The 14,758-nt window shown below is 67.9% G+C and carries 12 protein-coding genes; 4 read left to right on the plus strand and 8 right to left on the minus strand.

Going from position 1 to position 14,758, the window contains the following annotated elements:
* Positions 1 to 37: 37 nt before the first annotated feature.
* Positions 38 to 1,597, plus strand: coding sequence for a molybdopterin-dependent oxidoreductase (locus ACIA49_RS29945; RefSeq protein ID WP_396380950.1), 1,560 nt, complete (start codon positions 38 to 40; stop codon positions 1,595 to 1,597).
* Here the strand turns inward: ACIA49_RS29945 and ACIA49_RS29950 are convergent.
* Positions 1,578 to 2,189, minus strand: coding sequence for a TetR/AcrR family transcriptional regulator (locus tag ACIA49_RS29950; RefSeq protein WP_396380951.1), 612 nt, complete (start codon positions 2,187 to 2,189; stop codon positions 1,578 to 1,580). The two genes, ACIA49_RS29945 and ACIA49_RS29950, sit on opposite strands and share 20 nt — an antisense overlap.
* A 71-nt stretch (positions 2,190 to 2,260) precedes the next feature.
* On the opposite strand from ACIA49_RS29950, the gene ACIA49_RS29955 reads away from it, so the two are divergent.
* The 3 genes from ACIA49_RS29955 to ACIA49_RS29965 are packed head-to-tail and all read left to right on the plus strand — an operon-like array spanning position 2,261 to position 5,894.
* Complete coding sequence (locus ACIA49_RS29955) at positions 2,261 to 2,881, plus strand: hypothetical protein (protein ID WP_396380953.1); 621 nt, start codon at positions 2,261 to 2,263, stop codon at positions 2,879 to 2,881.
* A complete protein-coding gene (locus ACIA49_RS29960) occupies positions 2,878 to 4,941 on the plus strand; it encodes a YhgE/Pip family protein (RefSeq protein WP_396380955.1) in 2,064 nt (687 codons plus the stop codon). The genes ACIA49_RS29955 and ACIA49_RS29960 overlap by 4 nt, the downstream gene beginning before the upstream one ends.
* 14 nt (positions 4,942 to 4,955) lie before the next feature.
* Complete coding sequence (locus tag ACIA49_RS29965; RefSeq protein WP_396380956.1) at positions 4,956 to 5,894, plus strand: cyclase family protein; 939 nt, start codon at positions 4,956 to 4,958, stop codon at positions 5,892 to 5,894.
* Here the strand turns inward: ACIA49_RS29965 and ACIA49_RS29970 are convergent.
* The 7 genes from ACIA49_RS29970 to ACIA49_RS30000 all read right to left on the minus strand — a co-directional run bounded on the left by ACIA49_RS29970 (position 5,891) and on the right by ACIA49_RS30000 (position 14,657).
* Positions 5,891 to 7,135: a hypothetical protein gene (locus ACIA49_RS29970; protein ID WP_396380957.1), complete on the minus strand. Its 1,245-nt coding sequence runs from the start codon at positions 7,133 to 7,135 to the stop codon at positions 5,891 to 5,893. The genes ACIA49_RS29965 and ACIA49_RS29970 overlap by 4 nt on opposite strands.
* Positions 7,132 to 8,037, minus strand: a complete 906-nt coding sequence (locus ACIA49_RS29975) for a carbohydrate ABC transporter permease (protein ID WP_396380958.1) — start codon at positions 8,035 to 8,037, stop codon at positions 7,132 to 7,134. The genes ACIA49_RS29970 and ACIA49_RS29975 overlap by 4 nt, the downstream gene beginning before the upstream one ends.
* 12 nt (positions 8,038 to 8,049) lie before the next feature.
* Positions 8,050 to 8,940 carry a carbohydrate ABC transporter permease gene (locus ACIA49_RS29980; protein ID WP_396380960.1) on the minus strand — a complete coding sequence of 297 codons (891 nt, stop codon included), beginning with the start codon at positions 8,938 to 8,940 and terminating at the stop codon, positions 8,050 to 8,052.
* Position 8,941: 1 nt separating this feature from the next.
* Positions 8,942 to 10,324 carry an N-acetylglucosamine/diacetylchitobiose ABC transporter substrate-binding protein gene (ngcE, locus tag ACIA49_RS29985; protein WP_396380961.1) on the minus strand — a complete coding sequence of 461 codons (1,383 nt, stop codon included), beginning with the start codon at positions 10,322 to 10,324 and terminating at the stop codon, positions 8,942 to 8,944.
* Positions 10,325 to 10,435: 111 nt separating this feature from the next.
* Positions 10,436 to 11,104, minus strand: coding sequence for an N-acetylmannosamine-6-phosphate 2-epimerase (locus tag ACIA49_RS29990; protein ID WP_396380962.1), 669 nt, complete (start codon positions 11,102 to 11,104; stop codon positions 10,436 to 10,438).
* Positions 11,101 to 11,994, minus strand: coding sequence for an N-acetylglucosamine kinase (locus ACIA49_RS29995; RefSeq protein WP_396380963.1), 894 nt, complete (start codon positions 11,992 to 11,994; stop codon positions 11,101 to 11,103). The genes ACIA49_RS29990 and ACIA49_RS29995 overlap by 4 nt, the downstream gene beginning before the upstream one ends.
* Positions 11,991 to 14,657, minus strand: coding sequence for a hypothetical protein (locus ACIA49_RS30000; protein ID WP_396380964.1), 2,667 nt, complete (start codon positions 14,655 to 14,657; stop codon positions 11,991 to 11,993). The genes ACIA49_RS29995 and ACIA49_RS30000 overlap by 4 nt, the downstream gene beginning before the upstream one ends.
* Between the last annotated feature and the right edge of the window lie 101 nt (positions 14,658 to 14,758).

Raw genomic sequence — 14,758 nt, forward strand, 5'->3', positions numbered from 1 at the left:
GCTGGTGTCGAGCGCCCCTCCGCGTCATGGTTGAGCTGTGAACCAGCAGCTGGCCGAGCGCGAGCAACAGATCGAACGCCACACCGACGGTCGTCGCGCGACGCGATGGCGTGGTGCGATCGGTGGCGTCCTGGCCGCCCTCGCCGGCCTCGCGGCAGGCAGCGTGGCGGCCGGCGTCCTCGGCACCTCGCAGACCCCGGTGGTCGCGATCGGCTCGGCCTTCATCGACCGCGTGCCGCCGTGGCTGAAGGAATTCGCGATCTCCGTGTTCGGCACCCACGACAAGACCGCCCTCCGCGCCGGCATCCTGATCGTCCTGCTGGCGCTGGCCGCCGTGGGCGGGATTCTCGCGGTACGGCGTTATTGGGCCGGCGCGCTCGTGGTCGTCGTACTGGCCGGGGTGGCCGTGGCCGCGGCGATGACTCGCGCGGACTCCGGCCAAACGGGATTCGTCCCGTCAGCAGTTGCCGGTCTCGCCGCGCTGGGCATCCTGCGCCTCTACACGTCACGTCTCGAACCGCTGCTCGACTTCCCCGATGACGGCGTCAGCCGCCGGGGCTTCCTGCAGTTGTCGGCCGGGGTCGCGCTCGGTTCGGCCGCGATCGGTGCCCTCGGCAAGGTGATCGGCGGCAACCGCGCCGCGGTCGCCGAGGCCCGCAAGGGGCTGACTCTCCCGAAGCCGCCGACCCTCGACCCGCCGCCCGGCGTACAGGTTGATGGTGGTGTTCCGTGGGCGACGCCGAACGAAGACTTCTATCGCATCGACACCGCACTCGCCGTCCCGCAGATCGCACCGTCGGACTGGAAGCTGCGGATCCACGGCATGGTCGACAAGGAACTGAACCTCACCTTCGACGACCTGCTGAAGCGGCAGGTCGTGCACAAGTGGGTGACCCTGACCTGCGTCAGCAACGAGGTCGGCGGTGACCTGATCGGCAACGCGCTGTGGAGCGGCGTGCTGTTGAAGGACCTGCTCGAGGAGGCCGGGCCGTCGAAGGACGCCGACGCGATCCAGTCGACGTCGAAGGACGGTTTCACCGCCGGTACGCCGCTGAGCACGCTGCTCGACGATCGCCAGTCGATGCTCGCGTTCGCGATGAACGGGGACCCGCTGCCGGTCGAGCACGGGTTCCCGGTGCGGATCGTCGTACCGGGGCTGTACGGGTACGTGTCGGCGACGAAGTGGCTGGTCGACATCGAGGTGACGCGGTTCGATCAGTTCGAGGCGTACTGGACGCCGCGCGGCTGGTCGGCGCTCGGACCGATCAAGCTGTCGTCGCGGATCGACGTACCGCTCGGCAAGAAGGTGACCGCCGGACCGGTGCAGGTGGCGGGGGTGGCGTGGGACCAGCACGTCGGGGTGTCGAAGGTCGAGGTCCGCGTCGATGGTGGCCCTTGGCAACAAACGACGCTGGCCGCGGACGCGTCGACCGACACCTGGCGGCAGTGGCACTGGACCTGGAACGCACCGCGCGGGACGCACATCCTGCAGGTCCGCGCGGTCGATGCCAAGGGCACGCCGCAGGTCGAGGACTCCGCGCCGCCGGCCCCCGACGGAGCGACCGGCCTGCACACGATCAGCGTGAAGGTCGACTGACCGCGTCGAGCACGATCGGCAGGAAGGCCTGCTCCAGCGATCCGGCCGGCACGCTGTCAGGCTCCAGCAGACTCTGCGACCGCGCTCCTTCATGGAGCGCGATGATCAACCGGACAAAGAGCTCTGGCGACACACTGAAGGTCACACCGCTGGTCGCCGAGATCTCCTCGACCAGCCGGGTCAGGCTGGTCCGGAACATCGCCCGCTGCTCGGTCAACGCCCGCGCCGCGTCGGGATTGCGCAACGCGTGCAGCGTGAACTCGGTCGAGATCAGGTGCCACTGCCGTTGATCCCCAAGCGCCTTGTCCAGCAGGCCCAGTACGGCGTCCAGCAGCGTGCCGGGCTGATTGGCCAGGTCGGGGAGCAGCGCCTCGATCTGCTCGAGCAGCCGGTCGGTCGTTGCCTGGAACAACGCCAGGACCAGCTCGTCCTTGGAACCGAAGTTCGAGTAGAAGGCACCTCGGGTGAACCCGGCCTGGTCGCAGATGTCCTCGACCGAGGCACCGGCGAAGCCGCGCTCGGCGAAGACTTCGAGCGCGCCTTCCAGCAGGCGGGCCCGAGTGGCGGTACGACTGCGCTTGGGTGTTTCCATAGGAGTAGGATACAGTTCTGTATTGAATACACAAACGTATTGAACTGGCCAAGAAAATGGTGGAGTACGGGATGCAGCTCGAGGCCAACGGGATCACCGTGCAGGGTCCGCACGCGCCGATGCTGAGCAACATGTCGGTGACGGTCGACGAGAAGCAGGTCATCCTGCTGACCGGATACCCCGGTGCCGGCCACGTGGCCGCGGCTCTGGCGCTGTCCGGGCGGCTCAAGGCGGACGCCGGTGTGGTGACGCTCCAGGGCGACACCGACCCCGCCGTACTGCGTCGCAAGGTGGCCATCGTCGATGCGCCCGGGATCACCGAGCCGGACGACGCCCTGCCGGTCCAGACGGTTGTCGGCGAGGAGCTGGCGATGGCTGGTCACAAGGCCGGCCGGAAGGCCGTGCTGGCGTGGCTGGACGAGCACGGTGAGGCGGAGCACGCTGACAAGCGCTTCGAGCACCTCCCGGTCGCTGCGCGCACCAGACTGCTCGCTGAGCTGACTGTGGCCCGGCCTGAGGTGAAGGTCGTCATTCTGACCATGCCTGACCGCCATGGTGGCGATCCGCACGAGTGGTACGCCGTCGGCCAGGACCTGGCCGAGCGGGGCTACGCAGTCCTGATCACGTGCGCGGATACCTCCGCCCGGTTGCTCGACGTACCCGCTGATCAAGTTGAGGAGATGAAGGCGTGACCGCGCTCCGGATGGCCTTGAGTGAGCTGCGGCGCCTGACCGCGGGCCGGCTGCCCAAGCTGGCCGTGATCGCGTTGCTGATGGTGCCCGTCCTGTACGGCGGCCTGTACCTCTACGCGAACCATGATCCGTACAGCCGGCTCGGCCAGATCCCCACAGCGGTCGTGGTGGAGGACGAGGGCACGACGCTGGCGACGGGCGAGGAGCTGAACGTCGGACCGCAGGTGGCCGACGAGCTGGTCAAGTCGAAGAGCTTCGGCTGGCACCGGGTCGACCGGGCCGAGGCGACCAAGGGTGTGTCGGACGGCAAGTACGAGTTCGCCCTGGTGCTGCCCAAGTCGTTCTCCGGGGACCTGGCCTCCAGTGCGGACTTCAAGCCGCGGCAGGCGAACCTGGAGCTGCTCACCAACGACGCGAACAACTACATCGCGCACACCATCGCCAACCAGGTCGTTGCCCAGGTCACCAAGACTGTCGCGTCCCAGGTCAGCGAGACCGCGGCGAGCAAGCTGCTGGCTGGGTTCAACCAGATCCACGGCCAGATCAGCCAGGCCGCCTCTGGTGCTGCTCAGCTCCAGAATGGTCTGACCACGGCGTCCACTGGCGTCGGCAAGCTGCAGACCGGCGCAGGCCAGCTCAACACCGCCCAGCAGCAGCTGTCGGCCGGCGCGACCAAGCTGGCCGGTGGCACCGCCCAAGCACAGAAGGGCGCTGTGAAGCTCGCGAACGGCGCTGACCAGCTCAGCGACGGTCTGGGCACACTGAAGTCCAAGACCGCCAGCCTGCCGAAGCAGACCAAGGCTCTGGCCAACGGCGCCGACCAGGTGGCTGACGGCAACGAAAAGATCGCCGGCGTCGGCCGCCAGGTCGCTACTGCGTCGAACGCTCTGGTCGGAGACCTCAAGGCCTTCGACAAGACCCTTGCTGCCCGTCTGAAGGCACAGGGCCTCAGCAACCACCAGATCAACCTCATCCTGAGCGAGACCGCCAAGCTGCGCGGTCCGGTCGTCCGGGCGAACACCAAGATCCAGTCCACCTCCGCACAGCTCAACCAGCTCGCCGGTGGTGCTCGCAAGGTGTCCAACGGCGCGGCCGCCCTGGCCAAGGCCACTCCGGCTCTCACGAACGGCATCGGTACGGCGGCCAACGGTGCCAAGCAACTGAACGCTGGAGCCGGTCAGCTGAAGACCGGGCTGGGCACGCTGAACTCCGGTGCACAGCAGCTGGCGAGTGGTGAGAAGCAGGCGGTCACCGGACAGGGCCAGCTCCTGAACGGCGTGAACAGCCTGGCCACTGGCGTGACGAAGCTCAAGGACGGCGCTACTCAGCTGAACACTGGGCTGCAGAAGGGCGTCAAGGAGATCCCGAACCCGACCGCGGAGCAGCGCAAGGCCGTGGCCGAGACCCTGGGCGCGCCTGTCGGCCTCCAGAACGTCTCTCAGGCGCGAGCCGAGAGCTACGGCGCCGGTCTGGCTCCGTTCTTCCTCTGCCTGGCCTGCTGGATCGGCGCCTACGTGCTCTTCCTGCTGGTGCGGCCGCTCTCCCCGCGGGCGCTGGCCGGCCTGCAGTCGCCGTTCCGGGTGGCGCTCGGTGGCTGGTTGCCGCCGGCCATCTTCGGTGCGATCCAGGCGACGCTGGTCTTCGGCGCAGTGACGCTCGGCCTCGGCATCCACGCGGCACACCCGTGGCTGACCGCCGGCTTCCTGATCCTGACCTCGGTCACCTTCGTGGCGATCCTGCACGCACTGGCCTCGTGGTTCGGTGCCATCGGCAAGTTCCTCGGTCTGGTGATGATGGTGATCCAGCTGGTCAGCGCGGGCGGCACGTTCCCCTGGCAGACCATCCCGGCACCGCTGTACTTCTTCCACCACGCGCTCCCGATGAGCTACGCGATCGACGGCGTCCGCCACCTCATGTACGGCGGCTCCACCGCGTCGCTCGGCAAGGACCTGCTGGCGCTGGCGGCCTGGTTCGCAGTGGCCCTGGCGGCATCTACCCTGGCTGCTCGTAAGCAGCGGGTGTGGCCGGCCAAGAAGCTTCAGCCGGAGCTCGCGCTCTGACGGAGGAGACTCGGATGAAGCCCACACAGGACGACGTACTCGGGTACTTCGACACGCTGTCGAACTGGGGACGGTGGGGCGACGACGACGAGCTCGGCACGCTGAACCACATCACGGACGACGTCCGGCGGGCGGCGGCTCAGGCCGTGCGCCACGGCCGGAGCGTCTCGTGCGGCTGGGAGGTCGCCGTACCGGCTGAGATGGAGCGGTCGACGAACGCGTGCCCGTGCGCGGCTGAGATGCCGGGTGCCGAGCACATGCCGGCTGCGTTCCAGAACGACCGGCGCTGGGGCTTCTCGAACGAGCGGCTCGGCATCCTGTTCCACGGCAACACGATCACCCACCTCGACTCACCGTGCCACATCTTCTGGGACGGCAAGATGTACAACGGGCGGCCGCACTCGTTGGTCGACGCCGACACCGGATCGGCGTGGGCGGCCGTGACGGCGGCAGCGAACGGCATCGTCACGCGTGGCGTCCTGCTGGACGTTGCTGCGGTCCGCGACGTCCCGTGGCTGCAGGCCGGTGAGGGTGTGTTCCCTGAGGACCTGGAGGCCGCTGAGCGCCGCCAGGGCGTGCGAGTGCAGCCCGGTGACGCAGTACTACTGAGGACCGGCTACGGCCGCGCCAGGCACGAGTCTGGCCCCTCTGGCGGTATCGAGCAGGCCGGCTGGCATGCGTCGTGTCTGCCGTGGCTGCACGAGCGGGGTGTCGCACTGATCGGCGCTGACACTCCGCAGGACGTGCAGCCGTCCGGGTACGACGACGTACTGATGCCGGTGCACGCGGTGAGCCTCGTCGCGATGGGGCTCTGGATGCTCGACAACTGCGACCTGGAGCTGTGCGCGACGACAGCTGCCGAGCTCGGTCAGTGGGACTTCCAGCTCGCCGTCGCGCCGGTCCGCTTCGCCGGTACGTCGGGCAGTCCGGTGAACCCGATCGCCACCTTCTAACCGTTGACGAAGGCTGCCGTCTCGGTCAGCAGCTGACTGGTGGTCGGCTGGTCGAAGTAGGTGATCAGCGCCTCGTACGCACCTGCTTCGGCCGCGGTCGCGTCGACGACGTACCCGAAGTAGCCGTCGGTGTAGCCCACCACCCGAGTGACCGGGTAGCTGCTCTTCTCCTGCAGAGCTGCACCGTGGAGGGCGAACAGCTCGACAGGCAGGTTCACCCAGCAGACGTCGCCCAAGGTGACCACGCTGACCGGCAGCTCAAGTTCTGCGGGCAGGTCGGCCGCAGCCATGAGTGCTTGCCCACGGGCACCGTCCAGGCGGGTCTGCGCGATCCTGGCCGACGGGTTGTCCACTCCGGAGCGGACGGCTTGCTCAGAGGCTCTCACGATCGCTGCGGTGTCCTCCGCGGTCGGTAGCGCTCGCACCGGCAGTCGAACCGTCGTACGGCGAATGGACGGTGCCACCTGCGGTAGTTCGAGGCCTGGCTCGGCCAGCGCCTCGCGGACCCGCGCTGCGAGCAGCTCACCCAACCTGGTGATCTCTGCGGCACCACGTCCCTGCCGCGTGAACCGCGGGCTCACGTCACCAGCCGCACCCTGCAGATAGCCGACCACAGCCGGTGCGAGCGCAGCCCGGGCCGCACCGGGCCAGTCAGCCGAATAAAGCAGGTTCTCCGGCCCGTACGTCGTCGGATGGCACGCGAAGTCCAGCAGCACGGCCTGCAGCACCCCAGACGGCGAGTGCAGCGCGAGCACACCAGCCGTGTTGTCGTGCGGCCCGTCCTCACGATGCCGGTTGGTCCCGACCCCAGTCACCTCGACCGAACGCCACGACGCCACCGCAGGCTGCCGAGCCAGTACGGCGTTCGCTACCGCCGTGACAAGTGGTTCGTACAGCTCGGGCTCACGCTCGGCCGGGATCACCGGGTGGATCTCACCGGTCCAGCCACTCGGACCGGAGTGAGTGTGCGAGGCCGACACGACCACATGTTCTGGCGGGATACCCGCAGCGCGTCCAGCGGCTGCAGACAGTTCGGCGGTCAACTCCGCGCCGACCGCGATCGCGTCCAGGGTCAGCCACAGTACGCCGGGGGCATCCGCCGTACTGAGCCAGATGATCGTGGCGCGAAGCGGATCCGCCGTACCGGTCGCAGGGCCTGTGCGGGCGGCGTAGCCGTCCAGGTTGTGGCCGGGCGGCGGTGTGACGTCCAGGGACGTCGCGGCCAGCAGTAGATCCGTCACTTGAGGGCTCCTGCGGTCATACCGGCACTGATCTGCCGATGGAAGACAAGGTAGACCGCGAGAACCGGGAGGATCGAGATCGTGAGTCCGGCGAACAGACCCGAGTAGTCGGCGTGGTACCCCTGGGTGACGGCGATGTTCGCCAGGCCCTGGGTGACCAGGAAGCGGCTCTCGTCGGTGTTGAGCACCAGCGGCAACAGGTACTCGTTCCACATCCCGAGGAACTGGAAGATACCGATGCTGACCAGGCCCGGCCGGGCCAGCGGCAGCATGATCCGGAACAGCACACCCCAGTGCGAGCAGCCGTCGACGAGCGCGGCCTCGGCGAGCTCCTTGGACTGGGTCTTGAAGAACGCGGTCAGGAAGAACACCGAGAACGACATCCCGCCGGTCGCGTAGACCAGGATCAGGCCGAGATAGGTGTTCATCAGCCCGAGGTTCTGGACGACGAAGAACAGCGGCACCAGGGCCATGAACCCCGGGAACACCATGCCGCCGACGAAGACGTAGTACAGGGCTTTGCTGCCCGGGAACTCGAACTGCGCGAGCACGTACGCGACCGCGGCCGACAGCAGCAGGCAGAGCACGACGCCGCAGGTCACCACGACCAGGCTGTTGAAGAAGTAGCGGCCGATGTGCGACTCGCTCCAGGCCCGGCTGAAGTTGTCCCAGTGCCAGACCGCCGGCAGCTTCCACGGACTCTGGAAGATCTCCGAGTCGGTCTTGAAGGAGCTCACCAGCGACCAGAGCAGTGGGAACAGCACCATCGCGCCCCAGACGAGCGCGAAGCCCTGGGTCGCCCCACCCAGCAGCCGGCCGCCCACCTTCTGCGGCATCGAAGGCTCTTCCACACCGGAGAGCGGTGTCAGGTCCACCCGGGGCGGCTCTGTGACTGTGGCCATCAACGCACCTCCTTAGTAGGCGACCCGCTCGCGGCGGGTGAGCCGGAACGTGAGCAGGGTCAGGATCATGTTCAGCAGGAACAGCGTCACGCCGATGGCAGACGCGTACCCGAACTTCCCGTAGGTGAACGCGTTCGAGTACATGTACAGCGAGATCACCTGGGTCGCGTTGTCCGGGCCGCCCGGCCCGACCGACAGCACCTTGATCAACGCGAACTGGTCGAGCGCTCCGATCACCAGGAACGCGATCGCCACCTGGACGGTGTTCCAGATCAGCGGCAGCGTGATCTTGAAGAACGCCTGCACGGATCCGGCGCCGTCCAGGAGTGCGGCCTCGTACAGCTCCTTCGGGATCGCGGCCATCGCCGCGGTGAACAGGACCACATAGAACCCGACACCGCCCCAGACCACGACCGCCATGATCGAACCGAGCGCTGTATCGCCATCACCCAGCCACGACTGTGCGAGCGCGTCCAGGCCCACTGCACGCAGGAAGCCGTTCAGCAGACCACCGCGAGGCTCGAAGATGAACTGCCACAGCACGCCGACCACCGCGATCGACAGCACCGCCGGGAAGAAGTAGACGATCTTGTAGACCTTCGCACCCGGGATGCCGCCGCGGTGGTTGAGCACCGCGGAGAAGAACAGCGAGAGCGTGACGATGATCGTCGGCAGACTGACCAGCAGGAACAGGTTGTGCCGCATCGCCGTCCAGAACACCTCGTCGTGGAACAGCGCGACGAAGTTGTCGAACCCGATGTAGTTGTACGTCGCCGACAGGCCTTCCCAGTCGGTGAACGCGATCGGGAAGGCCTGCACGTACGGCGAGACCACGAACACGGCGTACAGGCCGAGCGGGACCAGCAGCAGGCCGATGACGAAGCGGTACTTGCCGTGATGCATGTCAGACGTGGAACTTCTTGATCGACGGGTCCTTCGCGGTCGCGTCGGCGTACTTCTGCATCTTCTTGCTCCACTCGTCCGGCGTCACCTCGCGGTTCATCAGCGCCGCCATCGCGCCGTCGGAGTTGTCCAGCAGCTTCTTGTACCAGATCCGGAACTGCCAGTCGTTGAACATGTTCGAGCCGGCCGCGGCGATCGCGTTCTGCATCGACTCGGCGGCGTGGGTCAGCTTGACGCCGTCGGTGCCGCCCTTGACCACGACCGGCGAGTTGGTCAGGCCGGCGAAGTTCTGCATGCACTTCTTCGAGAGGATGATCCGCAGCAGCTCCAGGCCGCCTTGGGGGTTCTTGGCCTGCGCGGGCACGATCAGCGCACCGCCGGGGCCGCCGGTCAGCGTCTCGAACGGCGCCTTGTCGTCCTTCGACCAGCCGGGCACCGGCATCATCGTCATCGCGAAGTCCTTCGGCGCGTCCTGGCCGGACTCGTTCTCCAGCCAGCCGCCGCAGGGGATGAACACTGCCTGGCCCTTGGCCCAGAAGGCCTGCGACTGCTTGTGGTCGATGGCCTGCGAGCCCTCCAGCAGGTAGCCCTTCGCGGCCAGCTCCTGGTAGCCCTCGGCGGCCTGGATCAGCGCCGGGTCCCGCCAGGCGTTCGGCTCCAGGTTGTCGACCTTCTTCTTCAGCTCCGGACCGGCCGCCTTGTACGCCGTCATCAGCATCGGGCTGGTCAGGTACCCGGGGTACTTGCCCTGGTAGGTCCACGGCGCGATCTTCGTCGACTTCTTGATCTCCTCGCAGAGCGCGAGCATCTCCGGCCAGGTCTTCGGGTAGGTCCAACCGTGGTCGTCCATCAGCTTCTGGCTGAACCAGATGCCGCCGGTACCGATCACGTACGGCATCTCGTACTTGACCCCGTCGTACACGCCCGCCTCGGCGACCCCCGGCAGCAGCGTGTCCTTGAACTTCACGCCGGGCTGGTCGTAGGCCTCCATCTCGAGCAGCGCGCTGATGTCCATGACCTGCTTCTTCGCGGCCAGGGCGGCACCGTCGAGGCCCACGTTCTCGATCAGGTCCGGCGGGTTGCCCTGGATGAAGCGCGGCTGCAGCTGCTGCTGGAGCTGCTGCATGCTGTTCAGCTTCACGTCGGCCTGCGGGAACTCCTTGCGGTACAGGTCGAGTGGCATCTCGGTCCACTTCTTGCCGTACCCGCCGTCGAAGTTGACGAACTCCAGTGCCTTGCTGCCGTCGACCTTCGCACCGACCGACTGCGCGGGCCCGGACTTGTCCACGACGGGCTTCGCACAGGACGCCAGCGCACCGACGGCGGGCGCGGCCAGCGCGACGCGGAGAAGGGTACGGCGGTCGACCTTGCCGTCTGTGCTCATGTGACGCGTCCTCTCCAGGGGATGGGTTGGGACATGGATACGCCCGCGCGGCCGGACTGGGGAAGAGCATTCGACCTGGATCGACAAGGTGGAGTAGACCACTCCGATGGGTTATGACACCGGGATCGCGCTGACCAACCGGGCCGTGATGTCCATCGGATTGGTGATCGCGTAGCCGACCACGACGGCGTACGCGCCCGCATCACACACGGCACGGACGTCGTCCGGCGTCCGAACCCTGCCCTCGGCAACGACCGGGCAGTCCAGCTTGGCCACCAGCTGCCGGACCAGCTCGACGTCTGGTCCGCTCGGAGTGTGGCCATTGGTATACCCGGACAACGTCGAGGCGACCAGATCGGCACCGCCGTCACGCGCCGCGATCCCGGCCTCGAGAGTGTCCACATCGGCCAGAACCGGTACGCCGAGTTCCGCGTGGATGCGGGTGATCTGCTGATCCAACCGCTGTCCGTCGGGGCGCGGGCGGAGCGTACCGTCCAGCGCGATCAGGTCGGCGCCGGCCCGGACGATGTCGATGGCCGACTCGAAGGTCGGGGTGATGAACACCCCGCCCGGGTCGCCGAGTTTGTTGATCCCGATGATCGGGAGGTCGGTGACGGCACGGATCGCGGCCACGTCGGCCGCGCCGTTCGCACGGATCGCGCCGGCCCCACCGGCTTCGGCGGCACGGGCCATCAGGGCCATCGACTCCGGGGCGTGGAGCGGATTGCCGGGGGCGGACTGGCAGGACACCACCAAGGTGCCCGGGGCAAGGACTCTCATTGGTTCCTCTGGATGACTGTGAGGGCGGTATAGGGTCCGACATCGCTGGTCGCCAGCCGCTCCGCGCCGTCGAGCGCGGAGCCGGCAGCTTCGGTCAGCCGGGCTCGTGCAGTCAGTTGTGCGCAGACCGGGTCCAGCAGTTGTTCTCCGGCACCGGCGAACAATCCGCCGACACAGGCCACCGGAACCGGGTCGGTCCCGATCAGTTTGTTGACCGCGGCATCGATCGTCTCAGCGATGTCGCGCGCCGCACCGGTCAAGATGCCGTTGGCAACCACATCACCTTCGGCCGCACACCGCAGTACATCGGGAGCGAACCGCGCCACGTCGTCGACCAGCGTTGGCGATCGGTAGAACGTGACCGGGTCGAGCGTGGTCTCGGCCAGCTTGGTCCCTGGCCCCCGACCGTCCCTTGCCTTCTGTACGGCGGCCAGCCCGGCCCGGCCGATCGCGAACGCGCTCCCGGCATCACCGAAGAGGTATCCGTGACCGTCGAGCTTGTGCCAGCTACCGTCCCGATCGACCGCCAGGCACACCAACCCGGTGCCCGCGGCAACCACTACGCCGTACCCGTCAGGTAGCGCACCCGCATGAGCCGTCACCATGTCCTGGGTCAGCCGCACCTCGTTAGCCTGGAGCAGCTCCTGAACCCGCGCCGCAAACACCTCGGCCGCGCCAGCTGCCGCGGGGTAGCCAGTCAGCCCAAGAGCAACCACACCTACCTCACCGACAAGCCCCGCGTCAGCGGCTGCTTCGCGGATCGCTTCCAGCATGTGGTCGGCGGCGTCGGCACCGTGGATGTAGCCGGGGCCTGTGCCTGTTTCACCCGTCGGGAGGACTCGGAGGCGGAGAGCGGACTGGCCACCGTCGATCGCCACGTTGGTGCTCATGCGGTGATCCAGTGGGAGTAGTCCTGCCAGGGCAGGTGCCAGCGATTGACCTTGTGGGTACGGCGGTCCTGGCCGGCGGTGTCGTTGGCGACCAGGCGGACGGTACCGAGCTTCTCGTCGTACATGACGGCTGGGGAGCCGGTGAAGTGCAAGGTGCCGACCTGCTCCCACGGGGTATGGCCGCCGCGGACGTCGATCATCGAGCAGTGGTGGATGTGCCGGTCCTCGCCGAGGACGTAGACCTCGATGGCGTTGGCCCCAGGGTTGAACGCGACGATGGGTTCGTCGGCCAGGGTCAGCTCGCCGATTTGTTGCCAGCGGCCCTGACCGACGCGGTCGTCGAGATACGTGTGGTGCACGTGACCGTCGGCCCCCCGCACGTAGATCTCGTAGGACCCGACCGGTTCGTTGCGCGCCCAGACCGGCTCGCCGCCAGCGATCAGATCACCGAGGACTGCCTGTACGCCGTCCTGGGTCCGGATCACCCGGCCGTCCTCGCGGCGCGTGAAGTGGACCGGTACCGGCTGCCCAGCCTGGATCGCGTCGAATTCCGCCCGAATCGACGCGGGCAGGGTGGACAGACCGGCACCGGGTTCAGGGGCGGCCGGGAAGAACGTGTCGCCGGTCAGATAGAGCATGGCGCCGATGATCGACGGGGCGACCGACCAGCCGGTCTCCACGCAGTACGGGCCCCAGCCGAGATCGGCGTTCGAACCGAAGTACTCCCAGGAGTCGAAGTCGAAGGCGCGTTGCCAGGTACCGTCGAGCTGCTCGTCGTCCGGGTCGTCGATCTGGATCCGGCTCAGGTAGTCGAGCACGCCATGCGCCAACTCCTGGAACACCGGCTCACCTGTCACGCGGTACGCCAGTGGCAGGGCCCAGGCCGCGAACGGCGTCCCGTACAGCTGGTCGGTGACGCTGTCTCCGTTGACGGTGAAGATCGATGCCTCGTCCACGCCGTACGCCTCGTTGCTCGGCGGGCACTTGCCGTCCCATTCGGCGAACCCGCCGTCCGGGCCCTGCCGGCTCTTCAGATAGCCGGCCAGCGACCGCATCGTCTCGAGGTACAGCGGCTTCCGCGTGTAGTGGTACGCGCCGACGAGGGGCAGCAGGAAGCGCCCGGCCTCACACGTCCGGCTCGTCTCCAACCGCGCCCGCGGGTGCTGCCGCGCCATGTGATCGAGTCCGCGCGTGGCCCTGTCGAGGTAGCGCTGCTCGCCGGTCAGGCCATAGGCGTAGAGATACGCGCTCTGCGCCGAACTCTGCCAGTGCGACGTGAGGTCCAGCCCGTCCTCGATCGGCGACTGCGAGATCTCCTCCCACCCCTTGACCAGGAGTGTGGACGGCGTCCGCCACGGATCGACCTGCAGACCGAGCTCGGCGCTCGACGTACGGATCAGCGCCTCGACCCCACGCAGACCGGACTCGGTATGGCCCGACATCAGCGCGAACAGCGAGATCCAGCCGTTGTCGTCGGCGAACAGGTTGTTGGTGCCGGTCAGGTCGGTCCGCGCGCCGCGCGGTTCGAACGAGCCGAAGAGCTGGTTGCGGTCGGTGAGCTGCTCCTCCTCGACGACCAGCCGCATCAGGTTCGCGGCGATCGTCCGGCCGCGCGGGAAGTCGGCGAGGTCGGCGTACATCCGGAACGCGTGCGCGGTCTGGGTGAAGCAGTCGCCGCGCGGTACCGGCCGGAACGGAAGCTTGCCCTCGGCATCGATCTCGTTGGAGAAGCCTTCGGCGACGCCCTTCGAGCCGTCCGGTGCGTCGTAGAACATCCCGGCCCGGTCGTACCAGGCGATCGCCCGGTCGACCATCCGGCGGTACCGTTCCGCACGCGGACCGACCGAGACGGTGACCTGGTGGTCGCCGACCGCGAAGGTGTGCTCGCCATCGGCCAGGTACTGCGGATCCGACTCGAACCGGCCGGGTTGTGTCTCGGCCAGCTCCAGGTCGGAGGCCGGCGGCTTGGTGCCCGAGCGGACCACGAGCTTGACCGGCTCACCGGTGGCGACCCACACCCGGGGCTCGGTGAACACCTCGATGTCCTCGGCAAGCTGTACGCCGGTGAGTTGCCCGACAATCACCTGCAGGAGGCGGCGCCAACGCCGTACGGGCTTGTAGCGGCCCTTGATGTGGTGGCTGAGCGCGGTCGTCGCGTAGAGCAGCCGCCCCTCGCCGGCCGGAATGTCGAGCAGCGCCGGGAACGTGACTTCCGACGGGCCGAAGACCGCCTCGTGGGTCCCGGCGACCGAGCCGTAGCTGCACAGCTCGACAGCGTTGCTGGGGGCAACCACCTGCTGGGCGCGTGAGGAGTGCTCGTCGAGCAGGTGCAGCGGTTCGATCCCGGGCAGCGCGGCGGTCGTGAAGATGCGTTCGATGTGCGCGGTCCGCAGCTCGCCCTGCGGCAGGAAGCCGGTGTCGTCGAGGGCGAACTCCACGTACGCCGAACCGCCCGCGTGCACGTAGTCGGCCAGGCCGGTCACGTCGAGGCGCTCGGGTTCGGGGTAGCGGGCGGCCACCACGATCACCGCCGTGTAGGGCGAGAGGTCCACGGGCAGGGCGTCGTACCGGACGGACGCGAGGCCTGCCTGGTCGAGGGCGGCCGTGAACGCGGCGGCCGGCTCCGGCGGCCCGATCACGGCGACAGGCGCAGATGCGGTCACCGCATTACTGTCCCCGACCGAGGGCAGCCGGTAAAGCACCTCAGGTAGACCACTCGGGCAGATCCGTCCGTGGTCAACCGGGGAGGTGGCACGCTGAGGAC

Source organism: Kribbella sp. NPDC051587 (assembly GCF_044453945.1).
Taxonomy (GTDB): Bacteria; Actinomycetota; Actinomycetes; order Propionibacteriales; family Kribbellaceae; genus Kribbella.